The organism is Roseomonas sp. AR75 (genome assembly GCF_005222815.1).
Classification (GTDB): domain Bacteria; phylum Pseudomonadota; class Alphaproteobacteria; order Acetobacterales; family Acetobacteraceae; genus Falsiroseomonas.
Genome location: NZ_STGB01000001.1, coordinates 1168605 through 1189576 on the forward strand (window position 1 = coordinate 1168605; position 20972 = coordinate 1189576).

Annotated in this window: 16 protein-coding genes; 9 read left to right on the forward strand and 7 right to left on the reverse strand. The window is 72.0% G+C overall.

Annotated elements, in window-relative coordinates:
- The first annotated feature begins 1 nt into the window (after nucleotide 1).
- From E4T13_RS05515 to E4T13_RS05540, 6 genes are read left to right on the forward strand one after another with little or no spacing between them, the layout of a single operon-like run.
- On the forward strand, nucleotides 2–2479 hold the full coding sequence (locus E4T13_RS05515; protein WP_137177200.1) for a phage tail protein: 2478 nt from the start codon (nucleotides 2–4) through the stop codon (nucleotides 2477–2479).
- Complete coding sequence (locus tag E4T13_RS05520; RefSeq protein WP_137177201.1) at nucleotides 2476–3843, forward strand: hypothetical protein; 1368 nt, start codon at nucleotides 2476–2478, stop codon at nucleotides 3841–3843. The genes E4T13_RS05515 and E4T13_RS05520 overlap by 4 nt, the downstream gene beginning before the upstream one ends.
- 13 nt (nucleotides 3844–3856) lie before the next feature.
- Nucleotides 3857–6676 carry a hypothetical protein gene (locus E4T13_RS05525; protein WP_137177202.1) on the forward strand — a complete coding sequence of 940 codons (2820 nt, stop codon included), beginning with the start codon at nucleotides 3857–3859 and terminating at the stop codon, nucleotides 6674–6676.
- Between the two features lie 7 nt (nucleotides 6677–6683).
- Entirely contained in the window at nucleotides 6684–8204 is a 1521-nt protein-coding gene (locus E4T13_RS05530) for a contractile injection system tape measure protein (RefSeq protein ID WP_137177203.1), read from the forward strand.
- Nucleotides 8201–10102 (forward strand): ATP-binding protein, encoded by a 1902-nt coding sequence (locus E4T13_RS05535; RefSeq protein ID WP_137177204.1) that lies wholly within the window; start codon nucleotides 8201–8203, stop codon nucleotides 10100–10102. The genes E4T13_RS05530 and E4T13_RS05535 overlap by 4 nt, the downstream gene beginning before the upstream one ends.
- A complete protein-coding gene (locus tag E4T13_RS05540; RefSeq protein ID WP_137177205.1) occupies nucleotides 10099–11202 on the forward strand; it encodes a DUF4157 domain-containing protein in 1104 nt (367 codons plus the stop codon). The genes E4T13_RS05535 and E4T13_RS05540 overlap by 4 nt, the downstream gene beginning before the upstream one ends.
- Here E4T13_RS05540 and E4T13_RS05545 read toward each other — a convergent pair whose 3' ends face one another.
- From E4T13_RS05545 to E4T13_RS05555, 3 genes are all read right to left on the reverse strand, one after another.
- A complete protein-coding gene (locus E4T13_RS05545) occupies nucleotides 11203–12480 on the reverse strand; it encodes a TRAP transporter large permease (RefSeq protein WP_137177206.1) in 1278 nt (425 codons plus the stop codon).
- 8 nt (nucleotides 12481–12488) lie between these two features.
- Entirely contained in the window at nucleotides 12489–12986 is a 498-nt protein-coding gene (locus tag E4T13_RS05550) for a TRAP transporter small permease (protein ID WP_137177207.1), read from the reverse strand.
- Nucleotides 12987–13050: 64 nt separating this feature from the next.
- Complete coding sequence (locus tag E4T13_RS05555; RefSeq protein WP_170984819.1) at nucleotides 13051–14061, reverse strand: TRAP transporter substrate-binding protein; 1011 nt, start codon at nucleotides 14059–14061, stop codon at nucleotides 13051–13053.
- An 88-nt stretch (nucleotides 14062–14149) separates the two neighbouring features.
- Between E4T13_RS05555 and E4T13_RS05560 the strand changes: the two genes are divergently transcribed.
- Both E4T13_RS05560 and E4T13_RS05565 read left to right on the forward strand, forming a co-directional pair.
- A complete protein-coding gene (locus E4T13_RS05560) occupies nucleotides 14150–15397 on the forward strand; it encodes a Xaa-Pro peptidase family protein (RefSeq protein ID WP_170984820.1) in 1248 nt (415 codons plus the stop codon).
- Nucleotides 15398–15401: 4 nt separating this feature from the next.
- A complete protein-coding gene (locus tag E4T13_RS05565) occupies nucleotides 15402–16124 on the forward strand; it encodes a hypothetical protein (protein ID WP_137177210.1) in 723 nt (240 codons plus the stop codon).
- Between the two features lie 121 nt (nucleotides 16125–16245).
- On the opposite strand, the gene E4T13_RS05570 is transcribed toward E4T13_RS05565, so the two are convergent.
- From E4T13_RS05570 to E4T13_RS05580, 3 genes are read right to left on the reverse strand one after another with little or no spacing between them, the layout of a single operon-like run.
- Entirely contained in the window at nucleotides 16246–17022 is a 777-nt protein-coding gene (locus E4T13_RS05570; protein ID WP_137177211.1) for a cyclase family protein, read from the reverse strand.
- Nucleotides 17023–17024: 2 nt separating this feature from the next.
- Entirely contained in the window at nucleotides 17025–17585 is a 561-nt protein-coding gene (locus tag E4T13_RS05575) for an NADPH-dependent FMN reductase (protein WP_137177212.1), read from the reverse strand.
- Nucleotides 17586–17600: 15 nt separating this feature from the next.
- Complete coding sequence (locus E4T13_RS05580; protein WP_137177213.1) at nucleotides 17601–18218, reverse strand: nuclear transport factor 2 family protein; 618 nt, start codon at nucleotides 18216–18218, stop codon at nucleotides 17601–17603.
- A gap of 117 nt (nucleotides 18219–18335) precedes the next feature.
- On the opposite strand from E4T13_RS05580, the gene E4T13_RS05585 reads away from it, so the two are divergent.
- A complete protein-coding gene (locus E4T13_RS05585; RefSeq protein WP_137177214.1) occupies nucleotides 18336–19340 on the forward strand; it encodes a tripartite tricarboxylate transporter substrate binding protein in 1005 nt (334 codons plus the stop codon).
- Between the two features lie 24 nt (nucleotides 19341–19364).
- Here E4T13_RS05585 and E4T13_RS05590 read toward each other — a convergent pair whose 3' ends face one another.
- Nucleotides 19365–20885 (reverse strand): amidohydrolase family protein, encoded by a 1521-nt coding sequence (locus E4T13_RS05590; RefSeq protein WP_137177215.1) that lies wholly within the window; start codon nucleotides 20883–20885, stop codon nucleotides 19365–19367.
- Nucleotides 20886–20972: the final 87 nt, after the last annotated feature.

Below are 20972 nucleotides of genomic sequence, written 5' to 3' on the forward strand. Positions count from 1 at the left end.
CATGCGCCAGCCCGCCATGCTCCACCTGACCGGCCGCCGCATGTGGGAGCGCTGCGACCACGATGCGACGCGCATCGAGGGTATGCCGGCGCGGGTGACGCTGGCGACGGCGGTGTCGGTGGCGGGCGATGGCGGCGCCGTGAATTTCGGCGCCTGGCGCGCGGCGATGGGCGCGGCGGCGGTGGTGGAATGCCCGCCGGATCTCTGCGAGGGCAGCGCGGTGCTGCTGGCCGATCCGCGGCGCGGGCTTTTCGTGCTGCGGGATGGGACGTGGCGCGCCTTCGCGATGCCCGGCCAACCCCCACCCCAACCCTCCCCCGCTTCGCGGGAGAGGGAGTCCGGGCGCGCCGAGATTCCCTCTCCCGCTTCGCGGGGGAGGGTGGCTGAGCGAAGCGAAGCCGGGTCGGGGGCCCCTGGCGCACCCGTCGACTTCGCGCCATTGGCGCCACCGGCGCCCTCTGCCGTGCCACGAGCGCTGTCCCGCGACCCACACGGCCGGCTTTGGCTGCTCGATCACGCGCCGCCTGCGGTCCGCCTGCTCGGCCGCGACTTCCGGCTCTCCGCGCGCATCCCCCTCCCCGCCGACGCGAACCCCATCGCGATCGGCTGCACCGCTTGGGGCGTGATCGTTGCGGATGGCGCTTCGCCGCGCCTGTTCCTCCATCCCTGGGGCGGCGCGTGGATCGGCGTGACCTTGCCCGCGCCGCCGCGCGCCATCGCCGCCGATCCGCGCTTCGCCACCGCGGTCGTCGTGCTGGACGGGCCGCGCGTGGCGATCCTCAACGGCGCGGCCGCTCCCGCCATCCACCGCCTGCCCGCCATCGCCAACCCGCTGCACGCGCTGATGACCGCGGCCGACCGCGTACTGATCGCGGATGTCGCGGGCAAGCCCGGCGCGCAACTGCCGACGCGCTTCACCGAATACCTGCTGACCGCGAGCGGCCCTGAAGCCGAAGGCGGCTTCGCCGTGCGCGGCTTCGACGGTCGCGCGATCTGGATCGGCGCGGATGGCCGCGTCATGGCCTCCACCGCCAGCGGCGCGCGCGCGCTCTACGCGCAGGAGCCGCGCTTCGCGACGGATGGCGTGGTCGAGACCTTCGCACTGGATTCCGGCGTCTTCGCCTGCGTCTGGCATCGCCTGTTCCTCGATGCCTGCGTGCCGCCGGGCACGCAGATCGTCGTCGAGGCCCGCACCGCGGACACGCTGCCGCCGCTTGCGCTGCAGCGCGCGCCGCGCCCGCCCGCCGATCGCAGCGCGCCCCTGGCGGAAGACCGCGCCTGGCCGCCGCTGGGATCGCTGACGCCGGAGGAGCAGATCGGCTGGGCGCCCGTCGGCATCCTGGACAAGCGTCCGGCCTTTGCCGACACGCCGCTGCCGCCCTTCTCCACCGCGATCCCCAGCGAGGACCCGCTGGAGGACGCGCGCGGCAGTGCCGATCCGCCGCCGGAGGGCATGGTGACGCTGGAAGGCGTGATCAAGGCGCCGCCCGGACGCTGGCTGTGGCTACGCCTGCGGCTGACCGGCACCGAACGCCGCGCGCCCGCGCTGTTCGCGCTGCGCGCCACCTGCCCGCGGCCTTCGCTGATGGATCTGCTGCCGGCCTATTGGCGCGGCGATCCCGTCTCGGCGGACGCCACCGACCGCTCGCTCGCCCTGTTTGAGGGCTTTGTCACGGAGACTGATGCGCGCATCACCGCGCTGCGCCACCTGCTCTCCGCCACCACCACGCCGCGCGAGGCGCTGGAATGGCTCGCGAGTTTTCTCGCCCTCGTCTTCGACTCGCGCGTCGAGGAAGACGTCCGACGCAGCCTGCTGGCTGAAGCAATGACGCTCTGGCGGCAGCGCGGCACCATCCCCGGCCTGACCCGCCTGCTCTCCATCCTCGCCCGCGCGCCGGTGCAGATCATCGAGGGATTCCGGCTGCGCCGCGAAAGCACGGCGGTGCTCGGCACGGCGGATTGGGGCGTGCTCGGCCCCGGCCTGCAGATCGGCGACGACGAAGGGCCGGAGACCGCGCCGACCGAGCCGTGGGAACAGCAGCTCGCCCTGAAGCATGTCGCACTCACGCTGCGCCGCGCCGCGATCCGCGCGGAAGGCAGCACGCCTTGCCCCGAGGCCGATCCGCCCGATCCCCTCGCCGCCGATCCGCTGATCCGCTTCCATCGCCGATTCGCGCACCGCTTTACCGTGGTGGTGCCGGCGTGCCGCACGGATGACCTGGCGGCCGTCCTCGACCTCGCGACCGAGACGCACAAGCCCGCCCACACCATCCACGCCTTCTGCTGGCTCGATGCCGGCTTCCGGCTCGGCGCAGGCAGCCTGGTCGGAATCGCGCGCATCGGCCAGCGGCCGGGCTTCGCGCCCGCCATCCTGGAAGCCCCGCTCGGTGGCGGCCGCACCATCGGGCGCGCCCTGCCGGAAGACCGCCTGCGCCTCGGCGCAGTTCACCTGACCCAACACAGGACGCGATGGCCATGAGCGACACCGCCACGCTGTTCGCACCGCTCGAGGATGCGGACCCCGCGACGCCAGGCGATCCCTTCTCGCGGCTGCGCTACAGCTACGGCCAGTTGCTGGGCGCGGAGGATTTCGCGGCCGAGCAACGCTACCACCTGCTGCGCGAACGCCTGCTGACCGCGACGCTGCACGGCCACGGCACGGTCTGGGGCCTGCGCGTGACGGCTCGCGAGGATGCGACCAACAACACCGTGCAGCTTGTCTGCGCGCCCGGCCTTGCGGTGGACGCGCTGGGGCGGCTGATCCATGTCGAGCAGGAGGTCTGCCTGGACGTGACGGGCCTGGCGCTCGCGCCCTTCTGGTCCGACCTCGCGCCGCCGCCCACCCCGCCCGCGGCGGAGCAGCCCGAGGAGGAAGAACCGGACGAAGGCGGCGACGACACAACGTCGGGCGAGGAGACGACGTCCGGCGAGGACACGACGCCGGGCGGCGATACGATCTCCGGCGCGGATTCGGTGCCGGGCGGCGACGACGATGAAGCGGAGCCGACGCCCGAGACGCGCGTGCGCCGCGCCTATGTCGTGCTCTCCTACCGCGCCTGCCTCGCCGACGAGGTGCCAGCCATCACCCCGCCCTGCTCGACCAGCGGCGAGGCCACGGCCTATGCGCGCGTACTGGATCGCTGGCGGCTCTGCCTGATGGCGGAAGCGCCGCCCGATCCGCATCCGCTCGCCCGCGACTGGACGACCTTCGCCGGCAACGGCGACCTGCGCACGCGGTTGCTGAACTTCATCCTCGATCCGCCGGCGCAGCTCTCGCGCTTCTGGTCGGGTGCCGACGAAGCGCCGCTGCTGCTCGCCACCGTGGACCTCGAACCCGTCGGCGATCCGGCGGAGCGCACGCGCCTCGTCGCCGGGCCGGACAATGCCGTGCGCGCGCTGCTGCCGGATGTGCAGACGCTCGCCGCGATGACCACGGGCCTGCGCCTGCTCGGCCCCGGCGGCGCGCAGCCTTTCCGCCTGGTCTCCGTCGCGGCGCGCAGCGAGGGCGGGCAGGTGGTGCTGGATGCGCGCTTCACCACGCCACCCGACAGCACCAGCCTCTCGGCCGATGCCATCCGCATCTTCCGCCGCGACGGCACCGGCGCCTGGGTGCCCGCCACCTTCAACGGCTGGGCCGTGCCTTCCGACGGCAACGGGCTCGCCATGATCACCATCGGCGAGGACTGGACCGAGGCCACGACGTACCAGCTCCTGCTGCGCGGCGCAGGCGCGGCGCCGCTGCTGGATGCGAACGGCCAGCCGCTGTCAGGCCTGGATGGCGAGCCCCCGCTGCCCGCCGGCGCGGGGCGCGACGTCAGCCTGGTCCAACGGTTCGAGCCTTGAGAGGGCCGCCGCGATGAGCACCACCATGCAGTTCCAGCAGGCCAAGCTCTTCATGGCCTTCGCCAAGAAGGTGCAGAACCCCCAGGCGACGCTCTCCGCCAGTGAGGAAGCGGCGCTTGCCGCCTTCCTGCCGGCGACCGGCGGCAACCATGGCCTGCCGCAATCGGCACCCGGCGATGCGCGCGGGCAGAACGCGCTGCTGCGCACCAACTGGTTCAACGGCCGCTTCCTGACCGCCGAGGCGCTGCGCCGCCAGGACGTGTATTTCGACGCGCGCGAGCGGCTCAACGCGCATGCGCTGATGCCCGGCGTCGCGTATGGCCTCGGCATTACCGGCGCGGGCCTGAACGGGATGCCCGTCATGGAGGATCGGAACTCGCCGCCGACCTCCGGCGGCTTCGGCAAGGCACAGACGCTGACGCTCTCGCCCGGCCTCGCCTTCGACCATGTCGGGCGTCCCATCCTCGTCTCGCAGCCCTTCGACTTCACCATCGCGGACCTGATCGGCGCATCGCGCAACACGCCGCGCCGCGTCGCGCCGGGCGGGCTGGACTTCGCGCCCTGTGTCTGCTTGGTTCCCGATCCCGCAGGCCCCACCGGCGGCACGGCCGCGGTGCGCCCCGGCCCCTATCTGCTCATCATCGAGCCCGGCGAGGTGCCGCAGGGCGAGGCGAAGGTCTATGGCGAGGCCTGCGCCGGCCCGACGCCCACCACCTGCCAGTCCGAAAGCTGGCGCGGCGCCTTCGGGCTCTCGCTGGTGCGCGTGCCGCTGGAACTGCCGAACGAGGACGGGCTCACCTCCTCCTGGGCGCTGCGCGGCACCGCCTCGGCCTGGTGGTTCGACCTGTTCGAGCATTCGCTGCTGAAGCGCTGGGACCCCGACTTCGCCACGGATGACGGCTTCCGCAAGCCGGCCGGCGCCGCGCGCCACGAAGCCGGCGCGGTGGCGCTGGCGATGGTCTGGCTCGGCACCGACGGCTCCGCGTTGTTCCTCGATTCCTGGATCCCCCGCCGCAGCATCGTCGCGACACCGGGCGAGGACTGGCACCGCACGCGCTTCGGCGCGCCGCCGCGCGCGGCCGCCTGGGCGCGCATCCACCAGTTCCAGGCCATGCTGGCCGAGAACCTGGCACGCGAACCGCTGGTGCAGAACAACGAGATCCGCGCGCTGAACCTGTGGCATCGCGGCTTCCGCCATATCCCGCCGATCGGCTTCCTGCCGCTCGATCCCACCGCCATCGGCGCGCGCGGCGACCGAACCGGCTCCACCGGCAACGATGCGCTGGACCGGCTGATTACCGCGGCGGGCGGGCGCATCGCGCTGGTCTCGGGGCTGATCGCATCGGCGCGGCAGCAGGCCTTCGCCTATTTCCGTGGGACCACGGTAATCCCGTACTGCGTCGTCGCGCTGCATGACGACGATATTCTGGAAGACCTTTCTAACGTCTTCGACAAGGACCCCGTGCGTGTCGCGCGCCGCGTGCCGCGCGAGACTCCGGCGCCGAACCCGGACACGCCCGGCACCAACGTGCCGGTGAACAACTTCCTCGACCGTCTCGGCGATTTCTTCGAGATCATGGGGCTGGACGAGCTGGTGAACCGCCGCACCGAGATCGTGAAGGTGGTGATCCCGCTGCAGGGCCTGACACGGCCGCACCCCGTGATCGGCGTGGTGCCGGAGGATGCGCAGGCGCAGCTTGCCGACTGGCTGGGTTCCCAGCCGCCCTCCTGGTACACGACGGAATCGCGACTGACGAACGCCACCAACATGGCGGGCCTGCAGATGCGCATGGCGCTGGAGATGCTGCCGCGCCATTTCGCCGTCTATGTGAAGCAGCGCATGGTGCTGCTGGAGGTGCTGGTCATGGTGATCGAGCTGCTCCAGGCCATCGTCGTGCTGGCGCGCGACCTGCAACGCGGGGCGCGGCTGGCGCAATCGCAGAACCAGGCGATGACCACGACTGCGGCCTATCGCGCCGCCTACCAGCAGCAGCCTGCGGAAAAGCGCGCCCTGGCCGAGGCGGCGCTGGCGGAACCCGCGGTGCGGAACGCGATGGTCAGCGCCGCGGCGCTCTCCTCCTCCGACCTGCGCGTGCCCGCGCGCAACGCGGAATTCGTGCAGGCGGTCGCGGCGCAGGAAGCCGCGCTGGCGACGGAGATCGCCGATCCCGCGGAGCGCGAGCGCGTCGCGCTGGATCGCGTCGCCGATGCCTATGCCGCGGAATATCCCGGCTTCGAGGTGGTGCAGGTGATCTCCGCCGTGCAGCCGCCGGCGGCGGCGAAGGCGACGATCGCGGATCTGCGCTTCCAGGCCGCGCAACTGCCCCTGCGCGACCAGAACGCGACCGTGGCCGAGGCGACGGTCGGCGACCGCGTGCTCGCCGGCGGCGTGCAGACCTTCGACAAGGCGGAAGCGACCGTCGCCTATGGCGCGATGCGCGAAGCGGTGGCGGAGAAGAGCGCGAAGGAGTTCGTCGCCGACGCGCCCGAGAACGTCACCGTGAAGGAGGTGCTGGCCAAGCCGCCGCAGGAAGCCGCACGCCTGCTCGGCGGCGAGGACAAGCTGGAAGCCTTCACCGCCGCCATCACCAAGGAGCGCGAGGAGGCCGCGGTTGCCGCCAAGGCCGTCGCCGCCGCGCCGCCGCCCGCCGAGGTCGTCGCCAAGGTGACCGAGGTCGCCGCGCGCGGCGAGGACCCGATCGCTGCGCTGGAGAAGGCGCGCGATGCCGCGACCGATCCCGCGGCGCGCGCCTCGCTGGACGGCGCTGCGAAGCTGGTGCGCACGCTCGGCGTGGAAAAGACGCTGGCGCTGACGCGCATCAAGACGCTGTAGGCTTCGCATGGCGGCGCCCGAGGTCGCGATCCGCCGCCTCACCGCGCGCATCCGTGCGCCGGAGCCGGAGGACGCCTTCGCCGCGCGCAGCCTGCTGGAGCAGGCGCTGCGCCGGCTCGGGCCGGGCGTGGATGCGGCGCTGGAACGCGCGGGATTGCCGCCGCATGCCGTGGTGGCGCTGCCGCATCTGACCTTGCGCCTGCATCTGCAGGGCGAGGTCAACGCCGCCGAGCTGGGCGACGCCTGGGCCGCCGCGCTCGCACAGGCGATTCTTGCCTCCGTGCCGGCAAGCTCCGCGACCGCAACGCCCCCTGGCACACCTGGCGCCGACGCGGCGGATGCCCCTGCCCTGTTCCGCGACTTCTGGGCAGCCGAGATGGCGGTGCTCGCCGCGCTCGCAGGGGGTGAGCCCGCGCCCTGGTGGGCGGCCGAGTTGCTGGGCGCGGCGCCGGCCACGCCGGAAGACGCTCTGGCCGCGATCCTGGCGCGCTGGATGGCGCGCGATCCCGCCCGCGCGACGCGCCGCATGACCGCCTTGCTGACCGGGATGCCCGCGCTCGCCGCGCGGCTCGAAGCGCGTCCCGCTCGGCTGCTGGCGCTGCGCTTGCTGGAGGCGGTGCAGGCGGCGTTGCGCGCCATCGCGGCACCGGTCGCGGGCGCGCCTGCGGCCTGGACGATCGCACAGGCCGGCACCTCGCCCGCCGTGACGGAGGCGGCGGCACGGCTGCTCGCGCTGCTGCCCGCCACCCTGCGCGCCGCGCTGGCGGCGATGACGCCGGCGCAGCGCGCACCCTGGCTTGCCGCCGCGCTGCTGGTGCATGCGCCGGCCCAGGCAGTGCATCTCGCCACGCTGCTGGAGGCCGCCGCGGCGCAGCCGGACGCACCCGTGCCGTCTTCGCCCGCACCCGCGACGACGGACGCAGCGGCACATGCGGAACGCCCCGCGGAAGCGCCGGAAGCGGACGCTGTCGAGGTCTGGTGCAGCGGGCTGCTGCTGCTGATCCGCCCCCTCGCCTTGCTGCGGCCTGCCTGGCTGCCGCTCGGCGAGGGGCTGTCGGCGCGGCTGCTCGCGCTCGGCCTCGTCGCGTTGCAGCGTCTTGCCGCGCCGCTCGCCCCCGCCGCGCGCCGCGCCGCGCTGGAGCGCGACCGGCCGCTGCTCGCGCTGTTTGCCGGCACCGCGCCGCCCGACGGGCCGCTGGACGAAGCCTGGGTGGCACCCGCGCTGGCCGCCGAGGCGGAGGATGCGCTGTCCGCCTTGCTCGCCGCCCTGCCGGCGGGCGTGGAGCACGCGCCCGGCGCCTTGCGCCGCAGCTACGGCGCGAACCCCTTCGCCGCCGATCCCGCGACAGACGCGCTGTGCCGTCTGCTGCTGCGGCCGGGTCGCCTGGTGCAGGAGGATGGCGCGGCCACGCTGACCTGGCCGCTCGACACGGCCGACATCGCGCTGCGCCGCGCGGGCTGGGACATCGACCCCGGCTGGGTGCCCTGGCTCGGCCGGCGCATCGCCTTCCGCTACGGCGCGCGATGAGCCGGCCCGCCAAGCCCGACGCGGCCGGTCTGCTGCTGGCCATCGCCGCCGGGCGGCTGGCGCTGCACCTGCCCGAGGCCGGGCTCGCACCGCTTGCCGCACCGCTGGATGCCGCGGGCTCGCTGCCGGATGCGCTGGCACTGGCCGAGGATGCGCTGTTGGCCGCGCTGGCGGCCAGCGACACGCCCCTGGCGCGGCTGGCGCGCACCGCGCGGCTCTCCGCCTTCGATCTCGACCTGCTCGGCCTCGCCGTGCTGCCCGCGCTGGACGACCGCGCCGCGGAAGCGGTGGAGGCGCTCTCCCGCGGCGCAAGGCGGCTGACGGCAGGGCGCGCCACGCGGCTGCTGCTGCCGGCCTCGCGCGACGAGGCCGCGCTGCGCCGCGCGCTGCGCGACAGCCCGCTCTGGCAGGCCGGACTGCTGCGCGCCAGCGATCCCGCGCAGCCGCCCGCCGAGCGCCGGCTGGACCCGACGCCGACCCTGCTCGCCGCGCTGGATGGCGACCTGCCGGAGGTGACGGCGGAAGGCTGGCTGGTGCAGCGCGTGCCGGCCGCGAAGGGCGATGCCGGCAGCCTCGCACCCACCGTGGCCACGCTGCGCGACTGGGCGACGCAGGCGGACGCGCCGCTGCTGCTGCTCGACAGCGCGCGGGTCGAGCGCGCGGCCGAGGCGCTGGCCTTGGCCGGCCCGACGCTGCTGCTGCACCCGCCGCAACGCAGCGCCGCACCCCTGCCCCCGCCCTGGGCCGAGGCCGGCGCGCTGGCCGCGGCGAGCGGCGGCTTCGTCGTCCTGCTCGGCGAAGGCGAGGCGCTGCCCGGCCCCAGCGCCGCACCGATCGCCCCGGTGGCGGTGATCGGTGCCGAGGCGGTGCTCGGTCGCCTGGTGGCGCGCCGGCACCTCCGCGTGCCGCGCCCGCTGCTGGCGGAACAGCGCGCGCGCTGGCGGCAGGCGCGCCCCGACCTGCCGGAGGCGGAGGCGACGGCACTCGCCGCGCAGGGCTGGATGTCGGAGGCCGACATCGCCGCCATCGCCGCCGCCGCGCGCGCGCCCGAGCCCGCCGCGCTGCTGGCCGCGCGGATGGAGGTGGCGCCGCCGCGCGGCGCAAGGCTCGCCATGCTGCGCGATCCGCAGGTCGCCTGGGACAGGCTGGTGGTGGACCCGGTGACGCAGGCGCGGCTGGAGGAGGTGGTGCGCCGCACCCGCCACCGCGCCATCGTGCGCGAGGCATGGGGCATGGATGCCGGCGGCAGCGCGCTGGTCGCGCTGCTGACGGGCGATCCCGGCACCGGCAAGACGCTGGCGGCGGAAGCGGTGGCGCTGCGGCTCGGCCTGCCGCTGCTGGCGGCCGACCTCTCGCGCATCGTGTCGAAATACATCGGCGAGACGGAGAAGAACCTGTCGGAGCTCTTCGCCGCCGCCGAGGGCTTTTCCGCCGTGCTGTTCTTCGACGAGGCCGATGCGCTGTTCGGCAAGCGCACCGCGGTGCAGGACGCGCATGACCGCTACGCCAACATCGAGGTGAACTACCTGCTGCAGCGGCTGGAACGCTTCGACGGGGTGGCGCTGCTGGCGACCAACCTGGCCGAGGGCATGGACGAAGCGTTCCTGCGCCGCTTCGACCTCACCATCCCGTTCCGCCGGCCGAACCCGGCGCAGCGCCTGGCACTGTGGCGCGCCCACCTGCCCGCCGCGCTGCTGGCGCCGGGGCTCGACCTCGCCGCGCTCGCCGCCAGCTGCGACGTGACCGGCGGCGAGATCCGCAACGCCGCGCTGACCGCCGCCTATGCCGCTGCGGAGGCCGGCGAGCGGATCGGCGCGCGGCTGCTGCATGCGGCCCTCGCGCAGGAATTCGCCAAGGCGGGGCGCCCGGTGCCGCACGCATTGGCCGTCGGCGGATGAGGCACGCGCCCGCGCCGCCGGTCCCGGTGCTGCGCCATGGCGGGCGCGAACGCGCCGCCGACCACGCGGCGCAGCACGGACCGGATTCGGGCGCGAAGGCCGTCACGACGCGCGCGCCCGCCACGCTCGGCCTCGGCGAAGGCATGCGCCTGCCCGCACGCGACCGGCGCTATTTCGAACAGCGCCTCGGCGCCGATCTCTCCGGCGTGCGCGTGCATCGCGACAGCAGCGCAGCGAGCCGGCTCGGCGCGCGGGCCTTCGCCGCGGGGCGGGACATCGGCTTCGCACCCGGCGCATGGCAGCCCGGCAGCGCCGAGGGCAGGCGCCTGCTCGGCCACGAGCTCGCCCACGTCCTGCAGCAGGGGGCGCATGGCCCCGCCGTGCAGCTCGAGGAGGAGAAGAAGCCGGAGGACGCGGCGAACAGCCTGGAGACCGGCGTGAAGGTCGCCAAGGACGCCGCCAAGGACGACCCGCGCGTCAAGGCGCTGCTCGAGCCGGCAAAGCAGTTCGGCATGCGCAAATGGGACCAGCTTGGCACCGGCGGCCAGATCGGCGTGATCGGCTTCGGCGCGGCAACCTATGGGATCGGGCTCGGCGCCGGGCTTTCCGATCCCGAAGGCCGCAAGGCGCTGTCCGACTTCAACCTGATCGCGCCGATCGGGCTGATCCCCTACGCGACGCTGACCGATTTCCGCTACGTGCTGCCCGATAGCCCGACCGGGCCGACGTTGTTGAAGGCGTCCTTCTCCGGCGACGACCTGCTGGGGCTCGCGCATGAGAAGATCCGCTGGTTCCCGCAGATGACGCTCTCGCTGGACTTCACCTGGTCGCTCGACGCGACCGGGAATGTCACGCTTGCCTCGGGCCTGGCGAACTGGGGAGTACTGCCGGGCATCAACCTGCAGGCCGGCGCCGGCGTGGATCTCGGCTGGAAGCCGCTGCCTGTCGGGACGGGCGCCGACCCCTTCGCGCCCGGTCCGCTGGAGGGCGCGCAGACCAAGCTGCCGGGCGTTGGCGCCTTCGTCACGGTGGACCTGCTGAAGGCGCCGATCCTGCCGGCCGCCGTCCGGCGCGTGCTGGGCGCGCAGCCGGAGAAATGATCAGCCGAAGGCGACACCCGGCAGCCAGGTCGCGATGCCTGGGAACAGGCACAGCAGCAGCACGCCCACAAGCAGCGCGCACCAGAAGGGCAGCGCGGCGCGCGCCGCGGCGGCCAGGTTCACCTCGCCATTGGTGATGCCGACAAGGACAAAAAGATTCATCCCCACCGGCGGCGTCAGCATGCCGATCTCGATCATCAGCGTGACCACCACGCCGAGCCACACGGCGTCGAAGCCCACGCCGGTCATCAGCGGGAAGACCAGCGGCAGCGTCATGATCATCATGGACAGCCCGTCGAAGAAGCAGCCCAGCACCAGGTAGATCGCGACGACCACCAGCAGCAGCACCCATTTCGACAGGCCCCATTCGCCGATGGCGGACAGGATCTGCTGCGGCAGGCCGAGCATGCTGATCGCCTGCGCCAGCACCAGCGCGCCGATGAAGACCATGGCGATGATGGCGAAGATGCGCGCCGTGCCGATCAGCGCCTCGCCCAGCTTGCGCAGCGTGAGGTCGCCGATGGTGACGCCGAGGATCACAGCCGCGGCCACGCCGACGCCGGCGGCCTCGGTCGGCGTCGCGATGCCCGCGAACAGGCTGCCCAGCACCGCCACGATCAGCACGACCAGCGGCAGCACCGCAGGCAGGCCGCGCAGCGCCTCGCGCAGCGCAACGGCCTTCTCCTCCGGCGCGATGGCGGGATTGCGCAGGGCCATCCACAGGATGATCGCCATGAACAGGCCGGCCATCATCAACCCCGGCAGCACGCCCGCCAGGAACAGCCGGCCGATCGAGGTATCGGTCAGCGCGCCATAGATCAGCAGCGAGAGCGAGGGCGGGATCAGCAGCCCCAGCGTACCGCCGCCCGCCAGCGTACCGACCACGGCCGCGGGCTGGTAGCCCCTGCCCTTCAGCTCGGGATACGCGACCGATCCCACCGCCGCCGCGACCGACATGGATGAACCGGAGACCGCGCCGAACACCGTGCAGACCGCGATGTTGGTATGCAGCAGCCCGCCGGGCAGCCGCGCGAAGAAGGGCGCCAGCGCGCGATAGACGCCGCGCGCCAGGCCGGAGGCGACCAGCACCTCGCCCAGCAGGATGAACAGCGGCACGGCGGTCAGCGTGAACTCGTTCAGCACGTTCCACACCGTCTGCGCGCCGAGCCGCGTGGCGCCGCCGACCGCGTAGTGCAGCAGGATGAAGCCGGTGAGGCCGAGCGCGGCGCCAAGCACGGCGCCCGAGAGCACCGTGGCGCTCAGCAGCCCGAACAGCATCGCCCCGTTCACAGCGGCTGCGGCCTGTCCTCGGGTGGCGGGCGCAAAGCGGCCCAGGCGGCGATGAAGCCGGTGATGGCCAGGCAGATCGGCAGCAGCGCCGTCCAGGGGCCGAGCGGCAGGCGCGCCTGCTCGCTGCTCAGGTTGAGCCGGATGGTGAACTCCGCGATGCCCCAGGATTCCCAGGCGAAGATGGCGCAGAAGGCCACCATGATAAGCTGGCCGATCACCCAGGCCACGCGCCGCGGAAGCGGCGGCAGGCGCTCGGTCAGCAGCGTCACCCGGATATTGGCGTTGCCCGCCATGGCGAATGGCAGCGCCAGGAACGCCATGGCGGAGAGCAGAAGGCCCGACAATTCCTCGGTGAAGCGGAAGGGCGCGGCGACGGCGTAGCGCATCACCACCGCCGCCAGCACCAGGCCGAGGATGCCCGCGCAGGCCGCGGCGGAGAGCGCCAGCAACCCGCGCGAGAACAGCAGGATCGCGGAATCGACGCGTGACAGCATGCGATTCAGACCTCCGGTGCTCGGGGCCGGCGGCCCCTGCGCCCTGCGGTCATCGCATGCTCGCTCACTGCCCCGTCAGCGCCTGCTCGATCCGCTGCTTCCAGGCCGGGCCCTGGCCGCCGGCCTCTCGCATCAGCGTGCCCCAGGTGGCGATCGCGGCGGTGCGCAGGGCCTGCTGGTCGGCGTCCGATATCGTGCCGTGGAAGGTCACGCCCTGCCCGCGCAGCCGCTCCCGCGCCGCCTCGTCATCCGCGGCGTCCTGCTCGAAGCGGGCGCTGCGCTGTTCCATCGCGGCCGTGGCGTCCGTCAGGATCTGGCGGTTCTCGTTGGACAGCGCCCGCCAGCGCGCCTGGTTCGCCATGATGATGTAGGGCGTCGGCGGGAAGGCGAAGCCGGTGGACACGGCGTGCTTCGCAACTTCCTGCAGGCTGATCGTGTGCACGATGCGCGGCGGATACAGCGCGCAGTCCACCACGCCGGTCTGCATCGCCGTGTACAGCTCCTGCTGCGGCACGATCTGCGCGGCGACGCCGAGCGCACGGAAGGTCTCCACCTGCTCGCGCGAGCCGACGCGCAGCTTCAGGCGGCGCAACTCGTCAAGGTTGCGCACGGGCGTGCGGCAGAACAGCGAGGCATCCAGCAGGCCAAGCTGCATGAAGCCCACCGTCTGGATGTTCCAGCGGTTCATGCCCTGCGTCAGGCTTTCCTTCAGCGCAGGCATCACGCGGTTCAACTCGGCCGCGTTGCGGATCAGGCCGAACACCAGGATGGAGGACATGGCGGCATCGTCGCGGCCCAGGAAGGGCGGCCAGATGAAGCCCATCTCCGGCGTGCCAGTCTGCATGTAGCGCAGCGCGTCGGCATCGCGCAGGTTCATCGCGTTGCCTTCGAAGACGTTCAGCACGAAGCGGCCGTTGCTGCGCTGGCGCACATCCGCGGCCAGCTCCCGCACATGCTGGCTTTCCACGCGCGTCGGCGCGTAGCTGTTGTGGAAGCGCCATTCCACCGTCTGCGCCATGGCGCTGCCGAGGCCCGCCAGGGTCGCCGCCAGGGCGCCCAGGATCGCACGCCGCATCGTCTTCTCTCCCGTTTCTCCGGTGAGCGGGATGATGGCGGCGCGCCCCGGCGTTGACAACGCCGCCCCTGCCGCCTGCCATGGGCTCATGCCAGGACATGTGGATCGCGCCCGCGCGGCGCGGCTGATGGAAGCGGCCGGGCTCGACGCCCTGCTGATCGCCTCTCCCGAGAGTTTTCGGTGGGCGACCGGTGCGGAGCCAGGCGTGGCCATGGGATGGCGCCGGCTGGGGCCGGCCATGGCGGTGGTTCCGGCCGATCCCGCGCGGCCGGTCGGCGCCGTGGTGACCGACCTGTTCGCCGGCAGCGCGGCGGCGGCGGGCTGCGACCCGCTGCGCGTGCACGCGATCTGGCCGGAGGCGATCTCGGTGCGCGACCTGCTGCCCTCGGAGGCCGATGCGGCGACGCTGGTCGCGGCCGCCACCGCGGACCGGCCAACGGGCTTTGCGCGCCCCGGCACCTTCGACCGCGGCGTGGCTCTCAGTCTTCTGCGGGATCTGTTGGCCGGGATGGGGCTGGCGGGCGCGCGGATCGGCGCGGAGCTCTCGGCGGTGCCCGCGGCAGATCATGCCGTGCTGCTCGATGCAGTGGCGCCTTCGCGCCTCAGCGACGCGACCGCGCTGGTGGACCGGTTGCGCGCCCACAAATCCGCCGCCGAGATCGCGCTGCTGCGGCAGGCCGGCGCGATCACCGAAGCCGCGCTCGCCGCCTTCGTGCCGCTGCTGCGCGAAGGCGCGACGCGCGCCGCGCTCGGCCGCGCCTTCCTCGACCTCGTGCGGGAGGAAGCGACGCGGCGCGGCACGACGGCCAGCGTCACGGCCTGGGAGTATGTCGGCTTCGGCGCCTCGCCCTGGTCCAGCCCGGGCGGGCTGGCGCGCGGCGACGTGGTGAAGGTGGATGTCGGCGCGGTGGTGGGCGGCTACACGGCCGATCTCGCGCGCACCTACACGTTGGGGCCTGCGCCCGTGCGCGCGACGCAGGTGTACGATGCGCTTCGCGCCGCCTTCGAAGCGGGACGCAAGCTGTTCCGCCCGGGGACGGCGCTGCGCGACATCCATGCGGCCGCGATCCGCGCCGTGCACGCCGCCGGCTTCCCTTCCTATGCCCGTGGCCATTTCGGCCACGGCCTCGGCGCCTCGATCTGGTCCGAGGAATGGCCGTACACTGCCGCGGATTCGGATGTGGTGCTGGAACCCGGCATGGTCATGGCCTTCGAAGCGCCGTGGTACATCGACGGCATCGGCGGCTTCATCCTGGAGGACATGCTGCTGATCACCGAGGACGGTGCGGAGACGCTGGCCGGCGCCAGCCTGCCGCGCACCATGCAGGAACTTTAGACCCATGCACGCCTTCACCTATACCGGCCTGCCCGCGCGCGTGGTGTTCGGGTCGGGAACAACGGCGAAGTTGCAGGCTCTCAACCTAGCGCTCTGCGCGTCCATCGGCGTGTTCCTTCCTTCAGCGGTCGTCGGACAGTCTGCCGGCGGTGCCGCGTCGAGACTGCGCGACATCTCTCCGCTGCAGGTCTCCGTTGCCTTCCTTCCGGAGCCCAGCACGGGCGCGCCATGCACACTGGATCGTAATGGGCTCGAAGCACATGCGGCAAGTTCGCTCCGGACAGCCGGGCTTCAGGTGCTGACCGGTGCTGAAACGTTCGCACGAGCAAGGGAGCAGCTTCGCCTGTCGCAAGAAGAGGTCGCTGCTCTTCGTGCCCGCCGCGCGACTCCTGCTCCCAGCGCTACGGAGCAGCAGGAGCGCATGGCAGAGCACAAGTTCCTCCAGACTATCTCTTCGTTGACCGTCGTGTTCCATGCGACCGCCTTCGAGCGGGAAGGCGTAACGACTTGCGCGGTTGCGTACAATGCAAGGTTCCTGGCGCGGCCGGCTGGTCGTCCTGCACTCGCGGTGAATGGGCGGCAGGTCGACGCCGATCTGCTGCTGTGGGAGCGTCAAGCTCGTTCCTTTGTCATTCAAGAACAGCATCTCGCTGAGGGCGTCTCACGTCACCTCGACACGCTGCTCGCATCGTTCCTTGGCAGTTGGCGCAGGGCGAATGAAAGATAGAGCAGTTCGCGCCTTGGCCTCTCTGGGGAATGCCTGGGCGGGGAGCGCGCCGGGGGCGTAAGCGGAAGAGGTTTCGCCGCCCCCAATCCGACCCTCCCCGGTGAACGGGGAAGGAAGAAGATTACTCCTCGAAGATCGCCACCGCACGGCAGAAGCCGGCGCTGGCGGCCTTGATCTTGAAGGGGAAGCAGGCGACCTGGAAACCCGTGGACGGAAGCTGGTCGAGGTTCGCCAGCTTCTCGATATGGCAGTAGCCGCGCACCATGCCGGCGCGATGGCCTTCCCAGATCAGCGAGGCATCCTTCGTCTCGGCATAGCGCCGCGCCGTGTGCAGGAAGGGCGCGTCCCAGGACCAGGCATCGGTGCCGCACACCTTCACGCCGCGCTCCGTCAGATACAGCGTGGCCTCCCGCCCCATGCCGCAGCCGCGCGCCAGGAAGTCCGGCTGGCCATAGCGCGCGCCGGCGGCGGTGTTGACCAGCACGATATCATGGGGCTGCAAGGTCACGCCGATGCGCGCCAGTTCCGCCTCCACCTCCGCCGCGGTCACCACATGGCCATCGTCCAACGCACGGAAGTCGAGCTTCACGCCACGGCCGAAGCACCATTCCAGCGGCACCTCGTCGATCGTCCAGGCGCGCCTGCCGCCATCCATCGTCGAGTGGAAGTGATACGGCGCGTCCAGATGCGTGCCGGTGTGGGTGGTCAGGTTCAGCCGCTCGATCGCCCAGCCCTCGCCGCCCGGCAGGTCCTCGACCCTCAGCCCCGGGAAGAAGCGCACCACCTCCGCCGCGCTCTGCCGGTGGTCGACATAGGTGATTTCCGGCGTGTGCCCGGGCGGGTCGGAGGCGATGCCCGCCTGCAGCGCCACCGAGAGATCGAGGATGCGCCGCGCCATGCTCAGCGATGCAGCCGGTGCCGCCAGTCGCGCAGCGCGGTGAGCTGCTGCGTGATCAGGCTGCGCGAGGTCTCGTCGGTCAGCCGGCCATCGGCGTCGAACTTCGAGGCCGCCTGCCCGATCATCACTTCCGGCTTGTTCAGCACATGCGCGTTCATGAAGACGAAGATCTTGCGCAGGTCGTATTGCGCGCGCGCCGTGCCGAACAGCCCGCCCGATGCGCCCATGATCGCCACCGGCTTGCCGTCGAAGGCCGGCTCCGGCGGGCGGGAGGCCCAGTCCAGCGCGTTCTTCAGCACGCCGCTGATGGAGTAGTTGTACTCGGGCGTCGCGATCAGCACGGCATCCGCGGCCTTCACCGCGTCGCGAAAGGCCTGGACCGGCGCGGGATATCCCTCCCCGGTGCGGACGTCGTCGTCATAGGGGGGAATGTCGCCAAGCCCCTGGTAGATCGTGACCTCCACCCCCTCCGGCGCCAGCTCCTTCGCCGCGCGCAGCGCCGCGCTGTTGAACGAGGCTTTCCGCAGGCTGCCGGAGATGCCGAGAATCTTCACCACGCTCATCCGTTGCTCCTTGGATCAGGCCGGCCAGGCCAGGGTTTCGCCGCGCAGCCAGCCGGCGCCGGCACGGTAGAGGGCTTCGACGCGCTCGCCCTTGAGGCCAGGCATGTCGCGCTTCACGTCGTAGCCGATGCCCGTCTGCAGATAGGCCAGGTGCCGGTAGCCTTCGGGGAAGCGCGCCAGCAGGTCCTTGTCCAGCTCAAGACGCGCCGCGGGGTCCACGGGATCCATCCGGTCCTTCTCATAGATCGGCTGGCGCATCACGATGCCCCAGCGGCCCGCACGCTCTTCGCAGAAATCGTAGAAGCGGCCGGTGCAGACCACGTCCACCAGCACGCCATGCACCTCCGCCCGCTGGCTGATCGTCATCTTGGTCTGGCAGATGGCGCGCGCCCCGGAAACGTCCACGCTGATGCCGCCGAGAAAGTGCAGGATGGAGACGCCCTTCGCCCAGCCCGCCTGGCTCGCCTTGATGAAGTCGGCCGCCGGCGCCTGGCACCAGGTGGCCATCATGAAGCCGTCCTCATGCCAGCAGGTGCGGAAGCGGTCCCAGTCGCCCGCGTCGCGCCACACCGCCCAGTTCTGCACCAGCTCCGCCACGCGCTGGCGCTGGATCATGTCGGCGTCTGGCGTCATCGCGTCTCTCCGGCTTGTCGTGCGGCGGGGTAGAGCGCGGCCGGGGCAGGGTCAAGCGAGCCTGCCTTGCCCCGCCGCGCGCGCCCGTGCCAAGTGACGGCAGGGAGAAACCAACGCATGACATCCAGGATCGTCCTCGCACGCCGGCACCTGCTCGGCGCAACCCTTGCCACGGCCGCGCTGCCGGCCGCGGCGCAGAGCGTGCGGCGAAGCTGGCCGGACCGCCCCATCCGCTTCCTGCAGGGCTTCGGCGCCGGCGGCGCCACCGACATCATCGCCCGGCTCATCGCGCCGCCCATGGCCGCCGAGTTCGGCCAGCCGATGGTGGTGGAGAACCGGCCCGGCGCCGGCGGCACCCTGGCGGCGGAGGCGCTGGCGCGCGCGCCGAAGGATGGCAGCCTACTGATGCTCATCAACAACGGCTTCGCCGTCTCCGCCGCGCTGTATCGCCGCCTACCCTATGATCCGCTGACCGATGTGGACCCGATCTCGCTGGTCTGCTCGGTCGGGCTCGTGTGGCTCGCCGGCCCGGCGGGCGGCGCGGATGCGGTGGCGGATTTCCGTGACCTGGTCCGCCGCGCGCAGGCGCAGCCGGAGAAGCTGAATGTCGCCACCGTCGGTGTCGGCAGCACGCAGCACCTGGTGGCGGAAGCGACGCAAGCCGCGGCCAACTTCAAGCTGACGCATGTGCCCTATCGCGGTACGCCCGCGGCGCTCGTCGGGCTGCGCAACAATGAGGTGCAGGCGGTGGTGGAGCCGATCTCCGCCGTGCTCGGCCAAATCCGCGATGGTGGCGCGCGGGCGCTGGCGGTGACCTCGCGCGAGCGCTCCGCGCTGCTGCCGGATGTGCCGACGGTGGGCGAGCTGCTCGGTCAGCCCGATTTCGACATCCAGACCTGGTATGCCGTTGCTGGCCCTTCGGGCCTGCCGGCGGAGATCGTAACCCGCATCGACGAGGTGACGCGCAAGGCGACGGGCACGCCGGAGGTGCGGGAGAAACTGCTGGCGCTCGGTCTCACGCCGCGCTCCCTCGCCTCCCCCGCCGCGGTGAAGGCGATGGTGCATGGCGACATCGCGCGCTGGAGCCAGATGGTCGAGCGCGCGAACATCGAGCGGCAGTAGCCGGCTGCCCGGAGAAGGCGGCCGTCAGGTGACGATCGTCTCCCCATCGGGTTCGCGGATCACGTAGCCATAGGCGAGGTTGCTGCGCTCTCCGCCGCGTGCGGCGTAGTCGCGCTTCGCCTGGCTGACCGGATCGTTCAGCAGGTCCGCGCGCCGCTGGTAGTTGTACATCCGCGCGCTCGTCTCGCCGAAGATCGCGCGCTTCACCGGGCCATCCGCCGGGCCGAGCGGCGCGAAGCCGTGCTGGCGCTGCATGTCCTCGGGGATCTCCAGGCGGCGCAGCGCCTCGATCTGCCATTGCGGCGATCCCGTCCAAACGGCGTCCGTGCCCCACACGACATGGTCGGCGCCGAGGCCGCGGACCAGCGTGCCCATCAGCGCGGCACACAGGCCTGGCTCGATCACCGTGGTCTGCGCGAAGATCTGGCCGAGGTCGCCATAGACGTTGTTCACCCCGTATTTCGCGGGGATCTCCGCGAGATCGGTCGTCCAGTCCACGCGGCCGGTGCGCGCGAACTGCTCCACCCCGATGCCGGCGCCACCGCCGCCGGTCCAGCGATAGGCGGAGTGGTAGATGACGAAGTTGATCTGCGGCCAGTCCTTCGCCGCCTTGCCCACGTCGTCCACGCCGGCATAGGGCACGAGGTGCGGGAAGCGGTCCGTCACCTGCTGCGGATACAGCCCCTTGTGCACGCAGACGATGTTCTTCCCGGCGCGGAGGATGCGTTCGTAGAAGGGGTAGAGCAGCTTCTCGTCATCCATGCGCCAGGGATGCTGCGCCAGGTGCTTGTTGGTGTTGTCGCCGACCGTGTAGCCCTTCCAGCTGTCGACATCGAGCTCGGTGATGCAGCGCTCGACCTCGTCCATCCAGCCGGGCATGCCGGGGGTGAAGATGCCGTGCGTCAGCACGCGCCGCGTGCCGGCGGCGTCGTTCACGCTCTTGCGCGCATCGAACTTCATGTCGTTGGTGAGGAACCAGTCCCGCGGATCCTCCGACGGCGATCCGCTGATCAGCGCCACCTTGGTGTCGCTGTCGAGGAACATCTCCTTGAACCAGTTCGCCTCCATCAGATGCTCGATGGTCTGCTCGACGCCGACGAGCTGCGGGTTCCACCCGGCGCGGCCGACCGCGCGCCGCGCGTTCACGAAGGTCATGAGCCGCGTATCCGGCCGCAGGAAATGCGTGTGCACGTCGAAGACGAATTCGTTCGACAGCGCGGCGGCGCGCGCATCGGCCGCACCCGGCGTCTGCGCTTCCGCGCGGCTGACGCCGTAGAGCTCGCCATACTCCTCGTTCATCGCGAGGAAGGCGGCGGCCATGCCGGCGGCGGTCTGCAGAAAGCGGCGGCGGGAGAGGCCCTGCTTCGCGCCGTATTCGTCGGCCATCGCCTTGATGCGCGCCTCGACGCGCTTCTGTCGATCGTTCTGCGGCACTGGCATGAACTCGTCGGAGGCGACGACCTGCGTCGGGATCGGCGAGGGGAACATCACCTCATTGGCCGGGCGCAGCTTCTCCAGGTCGTCGTCGGTGAGAAAACCGGACATTCTCGGACGTCTCCCGCCGGGCCGGCGGCCCCCCGCCCGTCACCCGACCGGCGAAGCCTGCGCCGATGGCCGGCGGTGGTTCAAGCC

Excerpts from the sequence above, each read along its gene's own strand:
- E4T13_RS05520 (WP_137177201.1), top strand. The coding sequence starts at position 2,476 with ATGAGCGACACCGCCACGCTGTTCGCACCGCTCGAGGATGCGGACCCC.
- E4T13_RS05575 (WP_137177212.1), bottom strand. The coding sequence starts at position 17,585 with ATGAGCGTGGTGAAGATTCTCGGCATCTCCGGCAGCCTGCGGAAAGCC.
- E4T13_RS05570 (WP_137177211.1), bottom strand. The coding sequence starts at position 17,022 with ATGGCGCGGCGCATCCTCGATCTCTCGGTGGCGCTGCAGGCGGGCATC.
- E4T13_RS05515 (WP_137177200.1), top strand. The coding sequence starts at position 2 with ATGCGCCAGCCCGCCATGCTCCACCTGACCGGCCGCCGCATGTGGGAG.
- E4T13_RS05580 (WP_137177213.1), bottom strand. The coding sequence starts at position 18,218 with ATGACGCCAGACGCCGACATGATCCAGCGCCAGCGCGTGGCGGAGCTG.
- E4T13_RS05555 (WP_170984819.1), bottom strand. The coding sequence starts at position 14,061 with ATGCGGCGTGCGATCCTGGGCGCCCTGGCGGCGACCCTGGCGGGCCTC.
- E4T13_RS05545 (WP_137177206.1), bottom strand. The coding sequence starts at position 12,480 with ATGCTGTTCGGGCTGCTGAGCGCCACGGTGCTCTCGGGCGCCGTGCTT.
- E4T13_RS05530 (WP_137177203.1), top strand. The coding sequence starts at position 6,684 with ATGGCGGCGCCCGAGGTCGCGATCCGCCGCCTCACCGCGCGCATCCGT.
- E4T13_RS05590 (WP_137177215.1), bottom strand. The coding sequence starts at position 20,885 with ATGTCCGGTTTTCTCACCGACGACGACCTGGAGAAGCTGCGCCCGGCC.
- E4T13_RS05550 (WP_137177207.1), bottom strand. The coding sequence starts at position 12,986 with ATGCTGTCACGCGTCGATTCCGCGATCCTGCTGTTCTCGCGCGGGTTG.
- E4T13_RS05585 (WP_137177214.1), top strand. The coding sequence starts at position 18,336 with ATGACATCCAGGATCGTCCTCGCACGCCGGCACCTGCTCGGCGCAACC.
- E4T13_RS05535 (WP_137177204.1), top strand. The coding sequence starts at position 8,201 with ATGAGCCGGCCCGCCAAGCCCGACGCGGCCGGTCTGCTGCTGGCCATC.
- E4T13_RS05525 (WP_137177202.1), top strand. The coding sequence starts at position 3,857 with ATGAGCACCACCATGCAGTTCCAGCAGGCCAAGCTCTTCATGGCCTTC.
- E4T13_RS05565 (WP_137177210.1), top strand. The coding sequence starts at position 15,402 with ATGCACGCCTTCACCTATACCGGCCTGCCCGCGCGCGTGGTGTTCGGG.
- E4T13_RS05540 (WP_137177205.1), top strand. The coding sequence starts at position 10,099 with ATGAGGCACGCGCCCGCGCCGCCGGTCCCGGTGCTGCGCCATGGCGGG.
- E4T13_RS05560 (WP_170984820.1), top strand. The coding sequence starts at position 14,150 with ATGCCAGGACATGTGGATCGCGCCCGCGCGGCGCGGCTGATGGAAGCG.